The sequence below is a fragment of the Campylobacter pinnipediorum subsp. pinnipediorum genome (assembly GCF_002021925.1).
GTDB lineage: Bacteria > Campylobacterota > Campylobacteria > Campylobacterales > Campylobacteraceae > Campylobacter_A > Campylobacter_A pinnipediorum.
Genome location: NZ_CP012546.1, coordinates 1,454,788 through 1,476,133, shown reverse-complemented (window position 1 = coordinate 1,476,133; position 21,346 = coordinate 1,454,788). Strand labels below are relative to the sequence as shown.

The 21,346-nt window shown below is 30.2% G+C and carries 21 protein-coding genes; 12 read left to right on the top strand and 9 right to left on the bottom strand.

Annotated features, from left to right (window positions below):
- Window positions 1-108 precede the first annotated feature (108 nt).
- The 11 genes from ilvD (at window position 109) to CPIN17260_RS09220 (ending at window position 9,305) form a co-directional block, all read left to right on the top strand.
- On the top strand, window positions 109-1,782 hold the full coding sequence (gene ilvD / locus CPIN17260_RS07675) for a dihydroxy-acid dehydratase (protein WP_069636981.1): 1,674 nt from the start codon (window positions 109-111) through the stop codon (window positions 1,780-1,782).
- A gap of 124 nt (window positions 1,783-1,906) precedes the next feature.
- Window positions 1,907-2,428: an isoprenylcysteine carboxyl methyltransferase family protein gene (locus tag CPIN17260_RS07670; protein WP_069636982.1), complete on the top strand. Its 522-nt coding sequence runs from the start codon at window positions 1,907-1,909 to the stop codon at window positions 2,426-2,428.
- Window positions 2,429-3,750: 1,322 nt separating this feature from the next.
- Entirely contained in the window at window positions 3,751-4,164 is a 414-nt protein-coding gene (locus CPIN17260_RS09235) for a hypothetical protein (RefSeq protein WP_157887348.1), read from the top strand.
- Between the two features lie 21 nt (window positions 4,165-4,185).
- Complete coding sequence (locus tag CPIN17260_RS07660) at window positions 4,186-4,755, top strand: hypothetical protein (protein WP_069633143.1); 570 nt, start codon at window positions 4,186-4,188, stop codon at window positions 4,753-4,755.
- An 83-nt stretch (window positions 4,756-4,838) separates the two neighbouring features.
- The gene (gene mnmG, locus CPIN17260_RS07655) at window positions 4,839-6,704 is read left to right on the top strand and encodes a tRNA uridine-5-carboxymethylaminomethyl(34) synthesis enzyme MnmG (RefSeq protein WP_078388015.1); all 1,866 of its coding nucleotides are present in this window, start codon (window positions 4,839-4,841) and stop codon (window positions 6,702-6,704) included.
- 20 nt (window positions 6,705-6,724) lie between these two features.
- Window positions 6,725-7,609, top strand: a complete 885-nt coding sequence (locus CPIN17260_RS07650; RefSeq protein WP_078388014.1) for a hypothetical protein — start codon at window positions 6,725-6,727, stop codon at window positions 7,607-7,609.
- A gap of 253 nt (window positions 7,610-7,862) precedes the next feature.
- A complete protein-coding gene (locus tag CPIN17260_RS07645) occupies window positions 7,863-8,063 on the top strand; it encodes a hypothetical protein (protein WP_078415586.1) in 201 nt (66 codons plus the stop codon).
- Between the two features lie 268 nt (window positions 8,064-8,331).
- Complete coding sequence (locus CPIN17260_RS09230; protein WP_157887347.1) at window positions 8,332-8,496, top strand: hypothetical protein; 165 nt, start codon at window positions 8,332-8,334, stop codon at window positions 8,494-8,496.
- Between the two features lie 86 nt (window positions 8,497-8,582).
- On the top strand, window positions 8,583-8,726 hold the full coding sequence (locus CPIN17260_RS09225) for a hypothetical protein (RefSeq protein WP_157887346.1): 144 nt from the start codon (window positions 8,583-8,585) through the stop codon (window positions 8,724-8,726).
- Entirely contained in the window at window positions 8,723-8,971 is a 249-nt protein-coding gene (locus CPIN17260_RS07640) for a 5'-nucleotidase C-terminal domain-containing protein (RefSeq protein ID WP_069636988.1), read from the top strand. The genes CPIN17260_RS09225 and CPIN17260_RS07640 overlap by 4 nt, the downstream gene beginning before the upstream one ends.
- A gap of 172 nt (window positions 8,972-9,143) precedes the next feature.
- Window positions 9,144-9,305 (top strand): hypothetical protein, encoded by a 162-nt coding sequence (locus CPIN17260_RS09220; protein ID WP_153300803.1) that lies wholly within the window; start codon window positions 9,144-9,146, stop codon window positions 9,303-9,305.
- Between the two features lie 21 nt (window positions 9,306-9,326).
- Here CPIN17260_RS09220 and mnmC read toward each other — a convergent pair whose 3' ends face one another.
- The 7 genes from mnmC to pyrH are packed head-to-tail and all read right to left on the bottom strand — an operon-like array spanning window position 9,327 to window position 17,998.
- The gene (gene mnmC, locus CPIN17260_RS07635; protein ID WP_078397771.1) at window positions 9,327-11,180 is read right to left on the bottom strand and encodes a bifunctional tRNA (5-methylaminomethyl-2-thiouridine)(34)-methyltransferase MnmC2/FAD-dependent 5-carboxymethylaminomethyl-2-thiouridine(34) oxidoreductase MnmC1; all 1,854 of its coding nucleotides are present in this window, start codon (window positions 11,178-11,180) and stop codon (window positions 9,327-9,329) included.
- Complete coding sequence (locus tag CPIN17260_RS07630; RefSeq protein ID WP_078397770.1) at window positions 11,177-12,571, bottom strand: N-acetylmuramoyl-L-alanine amidase family protein; 1,395 nt, start codon at window positions 12,569-12,571, stop codon at window positions 11,177-11,179. The genes mnmC and CPIN17260_RS07630 overlap by 4 nt, the downstream gene beginning before the upstream one ends.
- Window positions 12,564-13,661, bottom strand: coding sequence for a nitronate monooxygenase (locus CPIN17260_RS07625; protein WP_069633151.1), 1,098 nt, complete (start codon window positions 13,659-13,661; stop codon window positions 12,564-12,566). Before CPIN17260_RS07625 ends, CPIN17260_RS07630 begins: the two co-directional genes overlap by 8 nt.
- Entirely contained in the window at window positions 13,662-14,864 is a 1,203-nt protein-coding gene (tyrS, locus tag CPIN17260_RS07620) for a tyrosine--tRNA ligase (protein WP_226997046.1), read from the bottom strand.
- Window positions 14,865-14,887: 23 nt separating this feature from the next.
- Window positions 14,888-17,074 (bottom strand): RelA/SpoT family protein, encoded by a 2,187-nt coding sequence (locus CPIN17260_RS07615; protein WP_193431667.1) that lies wholly within the window; start codon window positions 17,072-17,074, stop codon window positions 14,888-14,890.
- On the bottom strand, window positions 17,052-17,267 hold the full coding sequence (locus CPIN17260_RS07610; RefSeq protein ID WP_069633152.1) for a DNA-directed RNA polymerase subunit omega: 216 nt from the start codon (window positions 17,265-17,267) through the stop codon (window positions 17,052-17,054). Before CPIN17260_RS07610 ends, CPIN17260_RS07615 begins: the two co-directional genes overlap by 23 nt.
- Window positions 17,268-17,281: 14 nt before the next feature.
- Window positions 17,282-17,998: a UMP kinase gene (pyrH, locus tag CPIN17260_RS07605; RefSeq protein ID WP_069633153.1), complete on the bottom strand. Its 717-nt coding sequence runs from the start codon at window positions 17,996-17,998 to the stop codon at window positions 17,282-17,284.
- Between the two features lie 109 nt (window positions 17,999-18,107).
- On the opposite strand from pyrH, the gene bioD reads away from it, so the two are divergent.
- Entirely contained in the window at window positions 18,108-18,773 is a 666-nt protein-coding gene (gene bioD / locus CPIN17260_RS07600) for a dethiobiotin synthase (RefSeq protein ID WP_078415584.1), read from the top strand.
- On the opposite strand, the gene bioA is transcribed toward bioD, so the two are convergent.
- Entirely contained in the window at window positions 18,770-20,113 is a 1,344-nt protein-coding gene (gene bioA / locus CPIN17260_RS07595; protein ID WP_078440830.1) for an adenosylmethionine--8-amino-7-oxononanoate transaminase, read from the bottom strand. The two genes, bioD and bioA, sit on opposite strands and share 4 nt — an antisense overlap.
- 19 nt (window positions 20,114-20,132) lie before the next feature.
- Entirely contained in the window at window positions 20,133-21,344 is a 1,212-nt protein-coding gene (locus CPIN17260_RS07590) for a murein hydrolase activator EnvC family protein (protein ID WP_069637642.1), read from the bottom strand.
- Window positions 21,345-21,346: the final 2 nt, after the last annotated feature.

The window sequence follows — 21,346 nt, the reverse complement described above, 5'->3', positions numbered from 1 at the left end:
ATCTTTAAATTATCTTTAAATATATATTTTTTTTAACCAACATAGTTTTTATTTTTAATCATAGTTTGGATAAAATATTAAAAATTAACTATTTTTCAAGGAAAAAATATGAGAAGTGATGTTATAAAAAAAGGCTATACAAGAACCCCGCATCGTTCGTTGTTAAGAGCTACTGGTTTGGGTGATGATGATTTTAATAAGCCGTTTATCGGTGTAGCAAATAGCTTTATTGAGATTATTCCGGGGCATTTTTTCTTAAATAAATATGCTGAAATTTTAAAAGATGAAATTCGCAAAAACGGCTGTATTCCTTTTGAGTTTAACTGTATTGGTGTTGATGATGGTATCGCAATGGGGCATGGTGGTATGCTTTATAGTTTGCCAAGTCGTGAGATTATCGCAAACTCTGTTGAAACTGTTATGAATGCTCATAGTTTGGATGCTCTTGTTTGTATGCCAAACTGCGATAAGATAGTGCCTGGTATGATTATGGGAGCACTTCGTGTAAATGTGCCTACTATTTTTGTAAGTGGCGGTCCTATGAAAAAAGGATATACTGATAAGGGCGAGCCTATCGATCTAGCAAGTGCTTTTGAGGCTGTTGGTAAATTTGAAAATAAGCAAATAAACGAAACCGAGCTTAAGGATATAGAGTGCAATGCTTGTCCTAGTGGTGGAAGTTGCAGTGGTATGTTTACAGCAAACTCAATGAATACTCTTTGTGAAGCTATGGGTATCGCACTTAGCGGAAATGGCACAATCCTTGCACTTACGCCTGAGAGAGAAGAGCTTGTTAGAAAGGCTGCAAGAAGAATTTGCGAGATAGCTTTGGACGAGAGATTTAAGATAAAAAATATACTAAATGAAAAAGCTGTAAAAAATGCACTTGTTGTTGATATGGCTATGGGTGGAAGCTCAAATACCGTGCTTCATATGCTTGCTATTGCAAGGGAGGCTGGGGTTGATTTAAAAGTTGGTGATTTAAATAAGATAAGCCAAAATATCGCCCATATAGCTAAAATTTCTCCATCTTTGCCAAATGTTCATATGCAAGATGTTGGGGCTGCTGGCGGAATGAATGCTGTTATAAAAGAGATTTCAAGGCGAGATAATGGAATGCTTTGTCTTGACAATCTTACTGTTAGTGGCGATAGCTTGGGTGAGAGAGTAGGTCAGAGTGATATCAAAGATGAGAGTGTGATTCGCAAGGTTGAAAATGCATATTCTCCTGTTGGTGGACTTGCTATTTTATTTGGAAATTTAGCCGAGCAAGGTTGTGTTATAAAAACGGCTGGTATAGTTGGCGAAAGAAGATTTAAGGGTAAGGCTATTTGCTTTAATTCACAAAATGAAGCTATAAAGGGCATTTCTGGTGGTAAGGTTCAAAAAGGCGATGTTGTGGTTATTCGCTATGAAGGTCCAAAAGGTGGTCCCGGTATGCAAGAAATGCTTAGCCCAACATCTCTTATAATGGGTAGAGGTCTTGGTGCTGATGTTGCGCTTATTACTGATGGAAGATTTAGTGGTGCTACGAGGGGTCTTAGTATAGGACACGTAAGTCCAGAAGCTGCTGAGGGCGGAATGATAGGGCTTTTGCAAGATGGTGATATAATAAATATAGATGTTGATAAGTATGAGATAAATGTTGAACTTAGTGACGATGAGATAAAAACTCGCCTTGCAAATTTCGAACCTTATGAGAAAGAGCTAAGCTCAAAATGGCTAAGACAATATAGAAAACTAGTAACTAATGCAAGCAATGGAGCTGTATTGGAAGCTTGATTTCATTTAAATTAATAGTCTTTGATACTTAAAAAAAGGTTTATTAAAACTATATAGCATTAAAATAAAATGGTGCTATATAGTATTTTTCTTAAAAATTAAATTTTTCTATAAAGGATGATATTTGATTTATATTATTGTAGCTGTTGTGTTTGTGATTAGGTTAGTATTTTTAAAAGTTTCTATCAAAAATGAAAAAGAAATTTTAGCTAATGGTGGTAAAGAATATAGTGTGGCAAATTCCAAAAGACTTACTGTTTTGCATATTTTATTTTATATTTTTGCTGTTGTTGAGGCGCTTGTAAGCGGAGCAAATTTTGATATCATTAGTGGTATTGGAGCTGGATTGCTTGTGTTTTCTATGATAATGCTTGATGTTGTGATACGTCTTTTAAAAGGGATATGGACTGTTAAACTAATGCTAGTAAAAGATCATAAATTCAACAATCACTGGCTATTTAGGGTGGTTAAACATCCAAATTATTTTTTAAATATAATTCCTGAATTGATTGGCTTATGTATGTTGTGCCATGCTTTGTATGTAGGTATTGTTTTGGGTGTATTTTATGCTTTGGTTTTAGGTATCAGGATAAAAGATGAAAATAAACTTTTAAACGAGGTTATAATTCCAAATAGTTGCAAATAACTAAGGGGTAAATATTGTTTGAAAATACTTATAATCATAGCCATATAAAAAATATTGATGAAGAAATTACATTATTACAAGATTTACTTAATATATTTAACAACAATCTTAAAATATTACATTATTTGGATGAGTTGCGACATTTATCCGATGCCAATAATACCGATAAAATTGTTTTAGATATTTTTTTAAAAGAAATTAAAAGTAATAATTTTAATGTCAGTAAGACTATTGAATTTATAAAATATAATTTAGCTGATAAAAGAAATTTTAATTATTTAGATGAAAAAAATAAAACAATAATTAAAAAAATATATAATAATTTAAAAGAATTACAAAAAGATAATATTAATTGCTTTAGTGAAAATTTTTTTAAAGACAGAATATTAAATTTAAAGATATTTATTAAACTTCTTAAAAAACAAAAAGAAATCATAAAAGAACATATTTATAGTATAAGTAAAACAGAGTGTAAAAGATTAAATATAGAAATTTTAGAATATGAAAATTCAATTTACAATACATTTTATCCTATGTTTTCAAGATATATTGATTTGCAAAAATATAGTTTTGAACATTTAAAAAATTCTTTGGCTTATGATTTTGTAAGTATTGTTAAATATGCTAAAAAGAAATTTTTAGATTTTACTTTGTTTGCTAGTATAATTTTTATTATTATAGGTATATTTGTGTATAATGCTTATTTAAATTTAAACAGTTTTAAATACTCAATAAATTTACTTGATTTTAAAGATATATTTTTAGTAATAGGCTGTATGTCTATTTTATATATTGTAGTTATTATATGTTTATTGGGGTCAGCAAATTATTTTTTAACAAAAACTAATATGAATGTTACAAAAAATGAAAATTTGAAAAAATGGATTTTCGGAGTAAGTAGATTAAGTTTGTTTTTAATAATAATATTGCCATTTATTGCTGAAAATTATAAAATTAATAATATTGTTAATCATTTTGCTAATATTAATATTGTTTTTGAATGTTTTTATTATATCATTGGTTTTCAATTTTTATTACTACTAATATATTTTGCAATATATTGTTTTGATATAAAAATTAATTTCTTAAATTTTATTTTAAATTTTTTTCTATTTTATATATTTTTCTCAATAGATTTTCTTTTGATTTGTCTAACATATATAAGATTTTACGATATTAATTTTTTTATTTTGTTATTTGTATTATTATTTTATTTATTTGCGCAATTATCTTCTTATTATCATTATTTTTACTATAAGATATCTGTGATTTTTAATTTCTTTGCATTATTTCCATTAGTATTTTTAATAAGTCCTGAAATTATGAAATATTCAGATATTGGAAATTATGAAGATAATTTTACAATAAAAAAAGAAATTATTTCAAAAAGTTTGTTAAATTTACCATATTGTTTTAGTGATTATAATTTTACTTGTATAGATAAAGATATGACAAATGAAAATCAAGTTGCTTTTAACAACTTATTTGTTAGATTAAAAAAGGATAATGCTTATTATCTTAGAGCAGGTATGCCTATAAAATATGATTTTAATTTATCAAATATGAATATATCTGAATGCAGTCAAGAACAAAATACAACTTGTTATGAAAATCTAGATGATAATAAAACTATTGAGATAAAAAATTATGATATAAAATTTAAAGACTTTAAGAATAGTGATAATAAGACAATTTTTAAAGACTTTAAAATAAAAGAGAGCGATATACTAAATTAGTATTATAATTATGGAGAAAAATTGTATCTACTAACTTTAAGACAAAATAGCGATGAGACAATGTTAGGTTTGTTTGAAACTCTTGAAAGTGGGCGAGAGTTTGTGAAAAAATTGCCAAGCTATAAGTATTTTATAAAAGATGGGTTTGAATATGAAACTTTGGACTATAAAGCTTTTAGCGAGTATTTTGAAGTAGAGTATAAGACAAATATCTTGCCGTTTAGTAAGTTTATGTTTAAAGATGAGAGTGAAATTTATATAGAATGGAAAGAGTTGCCAAATTTAGACAAAAGCTTAAATAAAATAGTAGGCGAAGCTACTTTGGTTGATGCTTACCTTGTAAATCATGATGAGGTTAAAGACTATATAGTAAAAAGAGAAAGTTTATACCTAAAAGCAAAGCAAATCCTAGAAAAAATGGGCTTTGAAGTAAGTAGGGCTTATAAGGGTTCTGAGGACGGAGAAGCTATAGTTTTTAAAAAGCAAGATACTGATGAGTGGCGTTTTTTGACACATCTTGATCCTATTTTTGTAAGAGAATGCCCTTGTGATGAGTCTGATATCACAAACTATATACAAAATATGATTTGATAAATGCATTTTTGTTTTTGAAATTCAAAAATATAAGAGCTATTTTGTAGTATAATCATAGCTTTTTAAATGGAGATTTGATTATGCAAAAATTTGATGTTGTTGTTGTTGGTGGCGGACATGCTGGGATTGAAGCATGCTTGGCTTGTGCTAGAATGGGTAAAAAAACTCTTTTGATAACTATACTTGCCGAACAAATAGGTGCGGCTAGCTGTAACCCTGCGATAGGTGGCTTAGCAAAGGGTCATTTGGTAAAAGAGATAGACGCACTTGGCGGTCAAATGGGACTTACTACTGATGCAGTGGGAATACAATTTCGTATATTAAATGAGAGCAAAGGTCCTGCTGTTAGGGGTTCAAGAGCGCAAATAGATATGGATAAATACCGTATATATATGAGAAATGTGCTTTTAAATACACCAAATTTAGAAGTAACACAAGAGATAGCTACTGAAATTTTAACAACAAATAATGAAATAACTGGGATTAAAACAAACCTAGGAAATACATACAACACATCAAAACTAATAATAACAACCGGAACATTTTTAAACGGACTTATACATGTTGGGACTAATAAACTAAAAGCTGGAAGAGTAGGGGAGCTTAGCTCTGTTGAGTTAAGTAAAAGCTTATTTGAACTTGGTCTTGAAATGGGTAGGCTAAAAACCGGAACTTGCCCTAGAATAGATGCAAAAAGCATAAACTTTGATGTTTTAGAAATTCAAGATGGCGATGAGAAACCAAAACCATTTAGTTTTAGAACAAGAGATTTTGCTCCGACACAGCTACCTTGTTATGTTGCTTATACAAATGAAAATACTCACGATACAATAAGATCAAATTTTGACAAAGCTCCGCTTTTTACCGGACAAATAGAGGGTGTTGGCCCTAGATATTGTCCTAGTATTGAGGATAAGATAAATCGTTTTTCTGATAAAGAGAGACATCATTTGTTTGTAGAACCACAAACTCTTGAAGCTACTGAGTATTATATAAATGGCTTTTCTACAAGTTTACCTTATGATGTTCAGGTTCAAATGATTCGTTCAATAAAAGGCTTTGAGAATGCAAAGATAGTAAGACATGGATATGCGATAGAGTATGATTATGTACAACCAACAGAGCTAAAACACTCTCTTGAAACCAAAAAAGTAAAAGGTCTATTTTTAGCTGGTCAGATAAATGGAACAACGGGCTATGAAGAGGCTGGAGCTCAGGGCTTGATGGCTGGTATAAATGCGGCTTTAAGTCTTGATGATAAAGAGCCTTTGGTGCTTAGGAGAGATGAGGGGTATATAGGCGTTTTGATTGATGATTTGGTTACAAAAGGGACAAAAGAGCCTTATAGGGTATTTACAAGCAGGGCTGAATATAGGCTTTTATTAAGAGAAGATAATGCCGTGCTAAGGCTTGGGGAATACGGACACGATCTTGGTCTTTTGGATGATGAAACATTTTCAAGGATACAAAAAATAGCTTCTAATTTGGAGTTTGGATTAAAATACCTAAACGAAAAAGAGATAACTCCATCAAAGCAAAATTTGGAGTTTTTAGCTTCTATAAATGAAGATGTGATAAGTGAAAAAACAACCTTACAAAAGATAGTCGCTAGAAAAAGTTTTGATATCCAAAAACTTAAAAAGATAGATGAGTTTTTTGATAATCTTGATGATGATAGTTTGGAACAAATTTTGATAGAAAGTAAATATCAGCACTATATAAATGAACAAAAAGCACAAATAGAGCGAATGAAAGATATGATAAACATCAAAATACCTGATGGATTTAGCTTTAGGGGGATTAGCGGACTTAGTAATGAAGTGGTTGAAAAACTTGAGAAATTTGCTCCGCCGACTCTATTTTCTGCTTCACAAATAAGCGGCATAACACCGGCAGCTATTGATATATTAAATATATATATTAAGCAGTTTAATAAGAAAAAGTAGGGTAAATACAAGGATAGGCAGTGGCACACCAAGAACTATTTTGGCAAAAATTTTATGAAAATGCATGGGCTTTTAGGGCTGATTTTATGAGATCTCTTTTAAATAAGGGAAAGTTAAATACATATCAAATTATACACAAACTTTCTAATATGGAAAGACTTTACGAGCTTTCTATGACAACTGCAGATGAAAGTGTTCAATGGAATGCAAGGGAATTCAAAGATGATAATAAATTAGATTTTGCAAATATTCCAATAGCAACAAATACATCTGCTTATGGTAATTTATTAACAGTGCCTTATCATTTTAGTTATAATTTTTCTGATTTGCTTATAGATATCTATGATAAGACAGGCCCTTATGATAGCATAGTTGAGCTTGGTTGTGGCTATGGTAGAAATTTATTTGAGATTTTTTATAGAGGTGGCCCTTTAGATGTGCCATATTTTGGTGGCGAGTTTACAAGCTCAGGTGTCCAGATAGCTACAGAATTAGCCACTGCAACTCCAAATATGAAAACAAAATTTTTTCATTTTAATCATCTAGAGCCTGATTTAAGTGGTCTTGATTTTGGCAAAAAAGCTTTAGTATTTACTTGTCATTCTATAGAGCAGGTTAGAGAGATATCTGATGATTGGTTTAAAGTCGTAGCTAGTGCAGCCGATGAAGTTGTAGGTGTTCATCTTGAGCCATTTGGTTTTCAAGTTAAACACTTAAGCGAGATTAGTCAAAAACATCAAAAATTTATGGAAAAAAATCACTGGAATTTAAATTTCGCACAAGTTTTAGTGAAAGCCTCAAATAGTGGAATTATTATTTTAGATGATAATCTTTTAGAAAATAGTTTGCCAGAAGATCCAATAAATCCTGGTTCTATAGCTATTTGGCATTCTGGTAATAAATAAATATTTTGCTTAGAAGAAATAAAGTCGCAAATTATACCAAAACAAAATCTGGTTTTAATTTTTTATAAAATATTGTATACCAAATAATAATAAAATATTTAAGCCTAATGTTATTAACTTATTGGTATATTTATATTGATTTTTAATACAGTTTGTTTTAGGATTTTTCGTATAAAATTTATTTTATTGTTATTTTTATCTAGCTTCCAATTTGTATTTTCAAAAGATTTAAAAAATTATATACACATCTACAATGAGAGATATTGGTAATAAAGATGGTGGAACTTATGCAAACTTGGCGACACTATTAAAATCTTATAAAAAAAGTAACGATGTTGTGTTTTTATTTGGTGGTAATAGTATAGGCCCTAGTATTACATCTAGTATGGATAAAGGAAGCTCATATAATAGATATTTTAAACTATATCAAGCCAGATGCTTATGGTGTAGCTGATAGCAATTTTATTTTCTCAAAAGATGATTTTTCATTGATAGCCAACGAGGCTGTTTCCCCCTTCGTCTTATCAAATGCATCAAACATTGACAATAGTACAATTTATGGAACTGTGAAAAATATAATTATTACAAAACGAAAGTATTTAAATAGGTATTTTGCAGGCTTTAGTTAAAACTAGTAAATCTAGATATTGTATAAACGATATAGTTGTTGATGATGTGATACCTGAAATTTAAAAAATGCCAAACAACTAAGATAGCAAGGAATGGATATTGTTTTACTAATGGCTTCAAACTCATTATTGGATGAGGTAAATCAAATGCTTGATAAAGGTATTGTTGATTTGGCTTTTTCAAAAAATGAGCATATTGTTAATAAAAAATATATAACAAAAGAAAAAATATCTTTCTTTTTAAGCCTGATGAAATAGCTGTTGTTGATATCAAAAAAGATAATAATAAAATAAAAATTACAAGCAAAAAAGACTCTTTATTAGATTATAAAGAAGATGATTATGTGAGAAAACTTTCGTTGTATTATGACAACAAAATTGATATGTTTTTAAATAAAGAGATAGGAATAACAAAGGCAGAGCTTGATACAGATAGAACTCTTGTAAGGACAAAAGAGAATATGTCAATTCAGATATTGCAGTTGTGAATAGTGGTGTAATTAGGGGAAATAAACTATATAAAGCAGGAACAATTTTGACCAGAAAAGATATAGTGGCTGAAATCCCATTTTTAGATACCATTATTCTTACAAAGATAAAAGGCTCAAATATATTTAATATAATAAAAGATTTTGAATCCATAGAAGAAGATAAATATAATCATTCTTTTTTGTTTATGGTGTCAACTGACTATTACGTCAAAAGGTATTATAGACTCAAGCATTTAAAATAGACAAAAATAAAAAATATTTGTTGACATTAAGTAAAAATAACATAATATCCATTTATCTCATATTTTTTTGGTCTTTTGTTTATAAGGTCTTTTTTAGAAATAAAATTATCTTAAGTTTGAGTAATTTTAATAGATATATTGACTATAGACGTAACTGCAAAAAGATGTCAAAATGATTAATGATATAGGTAATGATGAGATATCTTATATTATAAACACATTTGATAATCAATATTGTCATTATTGTTTTAAAAATTTAGTAAAAGAAAATAAAGCTTTGCGTGGAGCCAAAAAAACAGGGCGTAATAAGTTTGTTCATTTTAATGATATGTAAAATTGTATAATCTGAGTTGTATTAGTTTTGTAGCTTTCCTTTTTTAAGTTGTCTTATCAAAAATCTAGCGGGATGAAGTTCGTTAAATAATGACTTTTCTATGCAAAGCGGTCTGTTTAGTATTAGATCACTAATTATATTAGCTCCTAAAACAGCCGTGCAAAGTCCGCGAGAGCCGTGTGCTATGTTTATAAAAACATTATTTTGATATTTTGGTTTTATCTTTGAGCCTTTGTGCTTTGTCCAAAACAAATCTTTATAATTTTCTTTGTAAAAGTTTTCATCGTGCAAATTGCCTATTATTGGAAATCTATCGCTACTATAACTTCTATATCCTACCCTAGCACCTTGTATTGTGATATTTTTTGTATCTACAAATTCACTTATCTTGTTTATGTTTTCTTCATTGTCGGTATCTGTTGGGCTGTTATTTAATTCGTTTCTTGCATATGTTGCTCCGATTACTTGTATATCATCAACTGCCGGAGTTATGTATCCTTTTGCACTTAGTGGTATTTTATTAACTAAGATAGGTTTTATATGTGTTACTTGTCCTCTTACAAAGCTTATTGGCAAGTTTTTGAAAATTTCTACACTTTCACTTCCGGTGGTAAATATCAAAATATCAGTTTTTATTGTGTCGTTATTTTTAAACTTAACACTTATTTTTCCATTTTTTAAATGTTTGTGGTTTTTGTATTCAAGATTGAGCTTTATATCTATATTTTTTGAGACTTTTTTGCACAATTTTCTTGGTCTTGCATAAGCTCCGTCTTTTATCAATACATAAGGATATGGCTTTTTATCTTTATAAAACTCAAATATACTATCATCATTTAAAAAGTATCTTTGAGTTAATGTTTCATCGTATGCATATTCAGCACACCCACTAAAATTTATCTCTTTTTCGCTCATAGATTTTTTATAAAACCTAACAGCTTGCAAAAAAGCATTTTTGTGCATTTTGCCCAAATTTACATCAGGTTTTGTTATAAGTGGCATTAATATCCCACAGTGATTTCCTGAGCCGTTTTGTGCTATTTTATCTCTTTTTTCTGCTATCGTTACATTAAATCCACTATTTTTTAGTTTGTAAGCACTTACGCATCCAGCAACACCAGCACCTATTATAAGCACATCTTTTGCTTTTTTACTATCAGTCTCGCTTCTTTCAAACCAAATATCTTTTTTTTCTTTATCTTGTTGTGTTTTAAATACTGCATGACTCATTTGTCTTTTTTTGCCGTATCCTGCTCTTAATTGCAAATTAAAACCAAAATTGCTAAGCCCATCTCTAACCGGTTTTGAGCAAGAATAGCTTCTTATTATTCCATTTTCTTTTGTGAGTTTTGAAATTTCATTAAAAACTTCCATATCCCACATTTTTGGATTTTTTTTGGGGCTAAAACCATCTAAAAACCATATATCAGCTTTAAAATCAAGCTCTTTTAATACTTCATTTATATCGCCAAAGCACAAATCAAGTATTATATTTTCTTTAAATTCTATTCTATGAATGCCTTTGATGGTTGGAGGATAAGTAGATATCAAATCTTTGCTTAGTCTTTTAAAAACACCGAGCTTATTATAGATATCTTGCAAGCTCTTTTTTGAAAGTGGATAGCCTTCTATGCTTACAAAATGTAGTTTTTTATCTGTGTTTTTAAATCTTTTACAAAGTGTTAAAAAATTTAGCCCAGCCCCAAAACCAGCCTCTGCTACTATGAAGCTATCTTGTTTTTCCCATATTTCATCTATTGCACTTACAAATACATATTCGCTTTCATTTTGTGGTTTATTTGTATTAAAATAAACATCATCAAAATCAATACTAAAAGCCGTATTTTCTTTAAAATTTATATCCGCATTTTTCATTGATTTTTTATAAAGTATGCATCTACACCGTTTGCTATACCAGTTGCTAATGCATTTTGGTAGTGATTATTAAATAATAACTTTCCTTCTTCAGGATGTGTTATATATCCTATTTCTATCAATACAGCTGGCATTAAAGCACCAACTAGCACCCAAAATGGAGCTTCTCTTACTCCGCCATCTACTACTTTGTATTTTTTGCTTTTTATGCTTTTTAAAATTTGAGATTGCATATCTATGCCTAGTTTGTTTGATGATATTATTTTCTCACGGTTTAAAAAGTTTAAAAATGTCTCTTTTGAAAAATAATTCATCTCATCCAAGTCAGATTTATTTTCCAAAGCTGCTGCATTTTTGCTTCTTTCAGACCTTGCCGGAGATAAGAAAAATGTCTCTATACCTCTCATTTCCTTTGCTCTTTTTGCATTTGGAGCAGCATTTGCGTGTATTGATACAAATAGATCAGCCGCTTTATCATTTGCGAATTTTGTTCTTGTTCTAAGGTTTATAAAAACATCTTTTGACCTTGTATAAAATACCTTATATCCCCTTTTTTCTAGCTCTTTGCCTAGTTTTTTTCCTACTTCCAAAACTGCATTTTTTTCTTTTAATTTTCCACTTATTGCACCGGGGTCATTTCCACCGTGACCTGGATCTATTACTATTATTTTTTGTTTTTTTGGTTTTGAAGCTGGAGCTACTTTTTGATTTGGTTTTGAAGTTTGACTTTGTTTTAATGAGCTTGATTTTATGCCTACATATAGCATATTGTCTTTTATGTTTGTTTCTAGAGAATTGGGTTTTGTATCTCTAAAAACCATTCTTATGGTTGTTTTATTGTTTTGTGCTATAAGTATCTCATCAACTAAAAATTTACTATAAACCAATCTTCCACCATTTAAAATAGCTTTGATATCTAAAACATCTCTATAGTATGGTTTTTGAACCAATGAAAAAGTTTTTATTGTATCCGGGTTTATATTTTTATTAAATTTAAGTGCCAAAACATCTTTTTGTTTTGTTGCACTAAGCAAATAAGGTAAACTCTCTTTTTTATTTTGGCTTATTGGCTTTTGCTTTTGCTTTGCAACAACTTTTTTAACTTCTTTATGTGAGCCTTTTATCTTTTTAAAGTCATCTTCGTATACTTTGTAATTTAGCTTTAGTGCTTTTGAGCTTTTGATAAGCCTTGATAATGTTTGGTATTTTAGCTCATTATTATTTTTTATTAATGATTGTATATACAAGTCTTTTATTTGATTGTGAATTTGTAGCTTGACTTGTTTGCTTGAGCTATTAAATTTCTTATCAAAATTACTTAAAATTTCATTTGTATTAGCACCAAATGCACAAATAAAAAAAGCTAAAATGACTAAAAAAAATCTAGCCATCTTCACCTTCTGTTAATTTTTTTATAAGTTCTTTGACACTTATAATCTCTTTTAGTCTATATCCGTTTGCACCGGTAAAAAATAGTCCACTCTCTTTTTTGCCACTATATGCATCAAATAGCCTATCGGCTATACAGTATCCAACTTTTTTTGCTTCTTTGCCTCTTTCACATGGGCTTACGCAGTTGCTTATACATTGTATTTTTGGACCTGCATTTTTGCTTACTAATTCGATTAAATTTGTTCTTATGCCTCTTGCAGGATACCCTACAGGACTTTTTAAAAGCTCAATGTCTTTTTTCTCAGAAGCTAGTAAAACTTCCTTAAAGCCATCGCTAGCGTCACATTCGTATGTTCCTATAAACCTAGTTCCCATTTGAACTCCACTTGCACCAAGAGATATAAATTTTTTAATGTCTGCATTGTCCCATACACCACCAGCGGTAAATAAAGGAAAATCACCCCATTGTTTTATCTCTTCAAGAACTGGCTTTACTAAGTTTTCAAGTTGATAATTTGGATCTAGGCATTGTTCGTATGTAAAGCCTTGATGTCCTCCGCTAAGTGGTCCTTCTAAGACAACTGCATCTGGTAGTTTATTGTATCTTTGTGTCCATCTCTTGCATATTATTTTTAAAGCTTTTGCTGATGAAACTATCGGAACTAAAGCTACATCTTTAAAATTTTGAGTAAATTCTGGAAGGTTTGTAGGAAGTCCAGCACCTGATATTATGATGTTTATCCCAGCTTCACATGCATCTTTTGCAACTCTAGCATAATCATTTGCAGCACACATTATGTTTACACCAAGAGGCAAGTCTCCGCAGATCTTTCTTGCATTGTCTATAACTGCTTTTAATCCTTTGGTAGAGTAAAAATTATCACTACCTAGTGGCTTTGAATTTAGTTCTTTGCTTATGTGTGCTCTATTTTCATAATACCCAGTTCCAACTGAGCTAATTACTCCAAGCCCACCATTTAGACTTACATTTCCAGCAAGTCTGTCCCAGCTTATACCAAGACCCATTCCGCCTTGTATGATAGGGTGCTTTATTTCGTATTTTCCTATTTTTACTGATTTTAGTTCCATTTATATTACCTTAAGTTTTGCAAATTTTCTTTTTCCAACTTGAAGAACATATTCCCCGTTTTCTAGCTTAAGTTGGTCATCTTTTGTTTTTATTTGATCTATGCTTACAGCATTTGCTGCCAAGTCTCTTCTTGCTTGTGAATTTGTAGGTGATAGTTTACAAAAGCTTAAAGCTTCTACAATCCAAGCTGGTCCATTCATCTCAAAAGTTGGCATATCTGTAGGAAGTTCGTTTTTTGTATGTATGCTATTAAATTCACTTTGTGCTTTTTGTGCTTTTTCTTCGCCGTGATATCTTTTTGTTATTTCAAAAGCCAAGTCCTCTTTTGCTTTTTTAGGATGATACTCTCCGTTTTCAACCTGTTTTTTGAGATTGTTTATCTCATCTGTGCTTTTTTGGCTTAAAAGTTCATACCATCTCCACATAAGCTCATCTGATATACTAAGCACTTTTGCAAACATATCATTTTCATTTTCTGTAACACCTATGTAGTTTCCAAGACTCTTACTCATTTTGTTTACACCATCAAGACCTTCAAGAAGTGGCATCATTATTATGGCTTGTTCTTTTCCGATATTGTATGTTCTTTGAAGAGTCCTTCCCATTAAAAGATTAAATTTCTGATCCGTTCCTCCCATTTCTATGTCGCATTTTATAGCAACACTATCATATCCTTGTAAAAGTGGGTATAAAAACTCACTTATTGATATTGAGTTTCCTGACTTGTATCTTTTTTCAAAATCATCTCTTTCTAGCATTCTAGCAACAGCAAACACACTTGTTAGCTCAACTATACCAGCTGCACCAAGTTCATTTAGCCATTTTGTGTTAAACATAACCTCTGTTTTACTTTTGTCTAAAATTTTAAAAACTTGTTCTTCGTATGTTTTTGCATTTTTTGCAACCGTTTCATTATCTAGCTTTTTTCTTGTTGCTGATTTTCCTGTTGGGTCACCAATCTGAGCAGTGAAATCTCCTATTAAAAATTGAACTATTGCACCGTGTTGTTGCAATAAAGCCATTTTGTTTAAGATTACAGTATGTCCTAGGTGTAAATCAGGCGCTGTTGGGTCAAATCCGGCTTTTATATAAAAATTTTCACCCTTTTCATAATAATTTTTTATCAAATCAAAAATACGAGATTCATCTATAAACTCAGCGACACCTCGTTTGATATCTTGCATTATTTTATTTAAATCAATCACTTTTTCTCCCTAATAAATTTTTAAATATAAGCATCATTTTCAGATATAAAATCAATAATTTTAAATCTTTCTTTTAGTCGTTTTTTAACCATATCAACACTTATTCCATCACATATTTCAACACTCAATATGAATATATTGCTTGTTACCCCTGAGCTTTCATTTAAACCTATAGTCGCTAGATTGATTCCAAATTTTGTTAAATATGTCAAAAACTCAGCCAAAGAACCTTTTCTGTTTTCTAAACTCAGTATAATTTTGTATCTATGTGGTGCATTTCGTGTCCATTTTACAAAAATCATCTCATTTTTATCACTTATAAATTTATTTGCTCGTTCGCAAAGTTTATGATGAACTATTGCATTATGATTTTGTCTAAAGCCTATTATGTCATCGCCCCTTTTTGGATTACAACAATAATCAAACTCTACATTTGTTATTTTGTGGTTTGAATAAATTACTATATTTTCAAATTTTTGCTTCTTAACACTATATTTATCACCAAGAGTTAATATAAACGGTCTATCTTTTTTAATATGTTTTTTGAATAAATTTACAACTTCTTGCAGATATATAGAGTCTGTTGCAATCCTATAGATTTTTTTGCTTAGATTTTCTTTTTCTATCCACAATAAAACTTTTTTTCTAGATACATCAAAAATACTTTGTAAAATTTCAATGGCTATTGTGTTGTTTAAATCTTTTAATTTTTGATTACATAATGCACGGATTGTTGCCTTTGCTTTTCCGGTTTTAACACTTTGTATCCAAGAACATCTATATTTTGGCTCATCTGATGTTATTATTCTTACTATATCTCCATTTTTAAGCTCTGTTAAAAGCGGAACTTTTACTCTATTTACAAATGCTTCTTTGGCATATAGACCTATTTCTGTGTGAACTTCATAAGCATAATCAAGAACAGTTGCGCCCCTTGGAAGTGTAAAGATACCACCTTTTGGAGAATACACCGCTATATCTTCTGTATAAAGACTATCTTTTGCATATTCATATAATTCTTCTGGGTTATTTTCAGCTTCATTTTGCATTCCTATGTCGTTTAGCCAGTCTAGTTTCGGATTTAGCATACTTCCGCCTTTGTATTTCCAATGCGCGGCTACTCCAAACTCAGCAGTTTTATGCATATCAAATGTTCTTATTTGAACTTCAAATATGCTTTTATCATCAAAAATTGTTGTATGAATTGTCTGATATCCATTTTGTTTTGGAAGTGCTATATAGTCTTTAAATCTTGATATTAGGGGATTGAAATTTATATGTAAATTTCCAAGTGCCAAATAGCAATCAAGTGGATTTTTTACTAATATTCTAACAGCTAATAAGTCCAAAACTTCTTCTATGCTAAAACCTTTTCTTTGCATTTTAAGATATATGGAGTAATAATGCTTTATCCTTTTTTGCATTTCAAAATTTCCATCTATAAAGCCATTTTTTAATAAAATTTGACCTATTTTTTCAAGAAATGAATTTAGTTTTAATGTAAGTTGTTGCTTGTGTTCATTTAAATACTTATCTATTTTTTCGTATTCTTCTGGAAGTATATATTTAAAGCTCAAATCTTCTAGTATATTTTTTATAGATGATATCCCGAGTCTATGTGCTATGGGTGCATATACCATCATTGTCTCTTCGGCGATTCTTTTTTGCTTTTCTGGTTTTAGTGCGTCTAGTGTTAGCATGTTATGAAGTCTATCACATAGTTTTACAACTAATGCTCTAACATCTTCAATGGATATAAGAAGCATTTTTCTAAAATTTAGCGCCGAATTTGCTAATTTTTCGTTGCTACTCGAGCTTGCTAATTTATCTTCTCTTATGTTTACTATCTTTGTTAAACCCTCAACTAGTTTGCAAACCTCTTCCCCAAACTCAACTTTTATATCTTCTTGTGTTTTTACAGTATCTTCTACTACATCGTGAAGTATGGCAGCCATTATCATGCTTTCGCCACCACCCATATAAGCAACTATACAAGCAACTAAAATTGGATGTATAGCATAAGGTTCTCCACTTTTTCTATATTGTCCAGTGTGTGCTAGTATGCAAAGATCTATTGCTTTTATAATGTTTTCATTTTTCTCACATAAGGAAAACAGTAATTCTTTTGCATCTGGTATGTTTTTGCAAACAACTATCTCATCTAGTAGTTGTTCTAAAAAAATATTATTTTTTTTCAACAATGGCATCTAGTCCTATTTTACCTTCAGCCACTTCAAGAAGTGCTATGTCTGCTGGTTTTAACTTTTCATTTCCTAATTCAACTAAAACATCAGCTCCATTTGCGATCGCTTCTGCTCTTTTTGATACAACAAGTGCTAGCTTGTATCTATCATCTCCAACTTGTTTTAGTGCTTTTGCTGTTATTTGTTCTGTTCTCATTATCTTCCTTTAAATTATTTTACTATTGAATAAACGGCATTTTCATCGCCTTGTATTATACTTAATAAATTTCCTTTTTTGAACATATTGCAAACGATAATTGGTAAATTATTATCTTGTGCCAATGCTATTGATGTGTCATCCATTACTTTTATATTATCTTGCATAGCTTCTTTATAACTTAAAGTATTAAGAAGATTTGCATCTTCAAATTTTTCAGGGTCTTTGTTATATACTCCATCTACTTTTGTGGCTTTTATTATCATATCAGAATCAATTTCTATAGCTCTTAGTGTAGCTGCGGTATCTGTTGTAAAAAATGGATTTCCAGTTCCTGCTGCAAAAATTACAACTCTGCCTTTTTCTAGGTGTCTTTGTGCTCTACCCATAATAAATGTTTCACATATTGCTTCCATTTTGATGGCGCTTTGAACTCTTACACAAACACCAGTGTGTTCTAAAGCCTCTCTCATTGCTATTGAGTTTATAACTGTTGAAAGCATACCCATATGATCGCCACTTGTTCTTTTTATGATACCATCTTTGGCTGCGCTCACACCTCTTATGATGTTGCCACCACCTATTACTATTCCTACTTCAATATCGTTGTTTACAAGTTCTTTTATCTCTTGTGCTATAAATTTTACTACCGAATTATCTATTCCAAAACCAGTATTACCAGCTAGTGCTTCACCTGAGAATTTAACCAAAACACGTTTTCTTTTGACCATATTGCGCTCCTTGAAAATTCTATTATTTTATCTAAAACACATTTAAAGTAAGATAATAATATGTAGTATTTAGTATAATATTGTATTATTTTATAAAGAAGGTGATTTTATGAAAAATTCTATTTTTATAACTGGAACTTCAACAGATGTTGGTAAGACATATATAAGTGCTTTGATATGCAAAAACATGAGTATAAAAAATATAAATGTTGGCTATTTTAAACCTGTTGCAAGTGGAAATATGAAAGATAAAAATGGAAATTTAATAGTTGGTGATGTGCATTTTGTTAAGGAGTTTTCTGGTATAAAATTTGATGAAAAAAATATGTATTCTTTTGCTTATGAAAGAGCATATTCTCCACATCTTGCTTGTAAATTTGAAAAAAATCCACCAAAAATGGATAAGATTTTAAAAGATATAAAATCAATATCTAATGATAGCGATTTTTTGGTTATTGAGGGTAGTGGTGGAATCGTGTGTCCGCTTAGATGGGATAATGAAAAAATTATGCAAATAGATATAGTTCGTTTGCTAGGTTGCGAGATTTTGATAGTTGCAGATGCTGGACTTGGAGGCATAAACTCAACTATTTTAACCATTGAATATTTAAGAAGCCAAGATATAAAAATAAAAGGCATTGTTTTAAATAATTTTGATGAAACAAGTGATATTTGTAATGATAATAAAACCATGATAGAACAAATAGGTAAGGTTGAAATTTTAGCAATTATAAAGCCAAATGACACAGATATAAATATTAATTTGAGTGTTTAACTTTTTAAAATCTCATCCATACTTTTTACACAAAGAGATATAGCCTTATCTATCTCATCTTTTGTTATATTTAAAGGTGGATTAAAATACAAAACATTACCCAATGGTCTTAGTAAAAGACCATTTTTAAGGGCTTTTTTGTAAATTTGATAGCCAATTCTATCTTTTGGGTCAAAATCTATCTTTTTATCTTTATCAAGCACAAGCTCAATTGCATTTATAAGACCTATATTTCTAATTTCTCCAACATTTTTATGGTTTTTAAGTGCTATGTTTATATTTTCACTTAGGTATTTTGCATTTTTTTGAGCTGTTTGTAGTATATTTTCATCTTTCATAACCTTTAATACACCAAGGCCAGCTGCACATCCCAAAGGGTTTCCACTATAAGTATGTGAGTGCATAAATGCTTTGCCTTCACTATAAGGCGCATAAAAAGCATCATAAATCCCTTGTGTGGTTATAGTTATAGACATTGGCATATATCCGCCAGTAAGCCCTTTTGAAATTACCATTATATCGGGGCTAACTTCTGCATGTTCAAAAGCAAACATCTTTCCGGTTCTGCCAAATCCAGTTGCTATCTCATCTGCTATGATTAAGACATTATACTCATCGCAAATTTCACGAAGTTTTTTTAAATAATTAGCTGGATATATCTTCATACCAGCCGCTCCTTGAAGCAATGGTTCTATTATGATTGCGGCTGTGTTGTTACCATGTTTTTTAAACTCTTTTTTTACATATTCAAAGCACTCGGTGTTGCAAGTTTGTCTTGTTTTATTAAACTCACATCTGTAACAATCAGGCGATTTTATGCGTATGCTATCTATTAGTATTGGTTTATAAATTTTAGCGTATAAATCCATAGCTCCAACAGATAAAGCCCCTATGGTTTCGCCGTGATAGCCACCATCAAGGCACATAAACTTTGTTTTTTGTGGATTGTTTGTTTGATAGTGGTATTGAAAGCTCATTTTTAAAGCACTTTCAACAGCGGAGCTTCCATTATCCGAAAAGTTAAATTTACAAAGCCCTTTGGGAACAATCTCACTTAATTGTTTTGCAAGTTCTATGGCTCCTTCGTGGCTAAAATTTGCAAATATAACGTGTTCTAATTTATCTAATTGTGTTTTTATATTATTATTTATTGTTTCATTGCAATGCCCAAGTAGATTGCACCACCAAGAACTAACTATATCCATATATGGCTTATTATCTTTGTCGTATAGGTATATGCCTTTTGCTTTTTTGATGATGATTGGTGGCAACTCTTCATAATCTTTCATCTGAGAACATGGGTGCCATATATATTTTAAATCAAGTTCTTCTAGTGTCATTGCTGCCTCTTAAATATTGTTATGATTTTATAAGTTCAAGCGGGTCTATGTGGTAGTTTTTTTGTGTAACCTCAAATGTTAAATCATCTAAAACTCTTCCTATCACATATCCTTTTTTTACATTTTTGCCAACTTTTATAGTTGGTGCTATTTGATTTAAATGAGCATATATTGTATGAATACCATTACTATGTTGTATGATTATTACTTTATCAAGTAACTGTGTCTGTTTTGCAAATACGACCTTGCCATCTAACACTGTTTTAACCTTTGCATTTGCCGTGGTTGAATTAAGAACAACCGATTCATTAAAGATTTTTATATTATAAACAGGATCTACATAGTTTCCAAATTTTTGTTTTACACTAAAGCTATCAAGAGGAGCTATTGTTTTTGCACCGGTATATTTTTTTACTGATGTTTTTTGATAGCTTGAACCTAGTCGTTTTATATTTGAAACATTTGCTTGTGATGAGCTTAGGGTTTGTGATTTTGTGCTTTTTTTTACTTCTTTTTCTCGTTTTTCAACTATAGCTAATTTTTCAAGTGTTTGTCTTAATTCATCTTGCTGGATTTGAAGTTTTTGAAGTTTTTTTGTATAAATTTCTTTATCACGTTTTAAATTTCTAATTGTATTTTTTTGTTCATTTCTTAGACTGATTAGCTCGTTTTGTTTATCTTTATGCTCTTTTATTCTGTTTTGAATTTTTGCTATTTTGTCTGATTTTTCTTTTATTAGATTTGAGGTTTTTTCATAGTTTTTTGACATTTTTTTTAAATTATTTTTCAAAACATCGTTTAGTTTTGATAAAATGGTTGATGACATTATGGCATCATAGCTTTCATCAAGCCCATCATTTTCTAGCATTAAATCCATAGAAAAATCTTGAGCGATTATTCTTATTATATTCTGCTCTATCTCTTTTTGATTTTTTATAAGTTCTTTGTTTTGCTCGCTTAATGTATTTAATTCTTTATTTGTTTCTGTTTCATTGTCTTGCAGTTTGCTTATTTGATCTTTTATTTTTGTTATATCGTTTGCTATATTTTTTAGTTTATTTTCACTCTCTAACACATCTTTTGCCAAATCATCAAGCTTTTTGTTTAGTTGTTTCGATAAAATTTCTGATGAGTGAAGCGAGCTTTTGTTTGTTTCTATTTTTTTTTGTGTGCTTGTTTTAGCTCCAAATAACACTAATGTGGATAGTAGTATTATAAGAATTTTTTTCATTT

Excerpts from the sequence above, each read along its gene's own strand:
- CPIN17260_RS09220 (WP_153300803.1), top strand. The coding sequence starts at position 9,144 with ATGATTAATGATATAGGTAATGATGAGATATCTTATATTATAAACACA.
- bioA (WP_078440830.1), bottom strand. The coding sequence starts at position 20,113 with ATGACACTAGAAGAACTTGATTTAAAATATATATGGCACCCATGTTCT.
- CPIN17260_RS09235 (WP_157887348.1), top strand. The coding sequence starts at position 3,751 with ATGAAATATTCAGATATTGGAAATTATGAAGATAATTTTACAATAAAA.
- mnmC (WP_078397771.1), bottom strand. The coding sequence starts at position 11,180 with ATGAAAAATGCGGATATAAATTTTAAAGAAAATACGGCTTTTAGTATT.
- CPIN17260_RS09230 (WP_157887347.1), top strand. The coding sequence starts at position 8,332 with ATGGATATTGTTTTACTAATGGCTTCAAACTCATTATTGGATGAGGTA.
- CPIN17260_RS07615 (WP_193431667.1), bottom strand. The coding sequence starts at position 17,074 with ATGCCATTGTTGAAAAAAAATAATATTTTTTTAGAACAACTACTAGAT.
- CPIN17260_RS07630 (WP_078397770.1), bottom strand. The coding sequence starts at position 12,571 with ATGGCTAGATTTTTTTTAGTCATTTTAGCTTTTTTTATTTGTGCATTT.
- CPIN17260_RS07590 (WP_069637642.1), bottom strand. The coding sequence starts at position 21,344 with ATGAAAAAAATTCTTATAATACTACTATCCACATTAGTGTTATTTGGA.
- CPIN17260_RS07625 (WP_069633151.1), bottom strand. The coding sequence starts at position 13,661 with ATGGAACTAAAATCAGTAAAAATAGGAAAATACGAAATAAAGCACCCT.
- pyrH (WP_069633153.1), bottom strand. The coding sequence starts at position 17,998 with ATGGTCAAAAGAAAACGTGTTTTGGTTAAATTCTCAGGTGAAGCACTA.
- CPIN17260_RS07645 (WP_078415586.1), top strand. The coding sequence starts at position 7,863 with ATGAGAGATATTGGTAATAAAGATGGTGGAACTTATGCAAACTTGGCG.
- ilvD (WP_069636981.1), top strand. The coding sequence starts at position 109 with ATGAGAAGTGATGTTATAAAAAAAGGCTATACAAGAACCCCGCATCGT.
- bioD (WP_078415584.1), top strand. The coding sequence starts at position 18,108 with ATGAAAAATTCTATTTTTATAACTGGAACTTCAACAGATGTTGGTAAG.
- CPIN17260_RS07610 (WP_069633152.1), bottom strand. The coding sequence starts at position 17,267 with ATGAGAACAGAACAAATAACAGCAAAAGCACTAAAACAAGTTGGAGAT.
- mnmG (WP_078388015.1), top strand. The coding sequence starts at position 4,839 with ATGCAAAAATTTGATGTTGTTGTTGTTGGTGGCGGACATGCTGGGATT.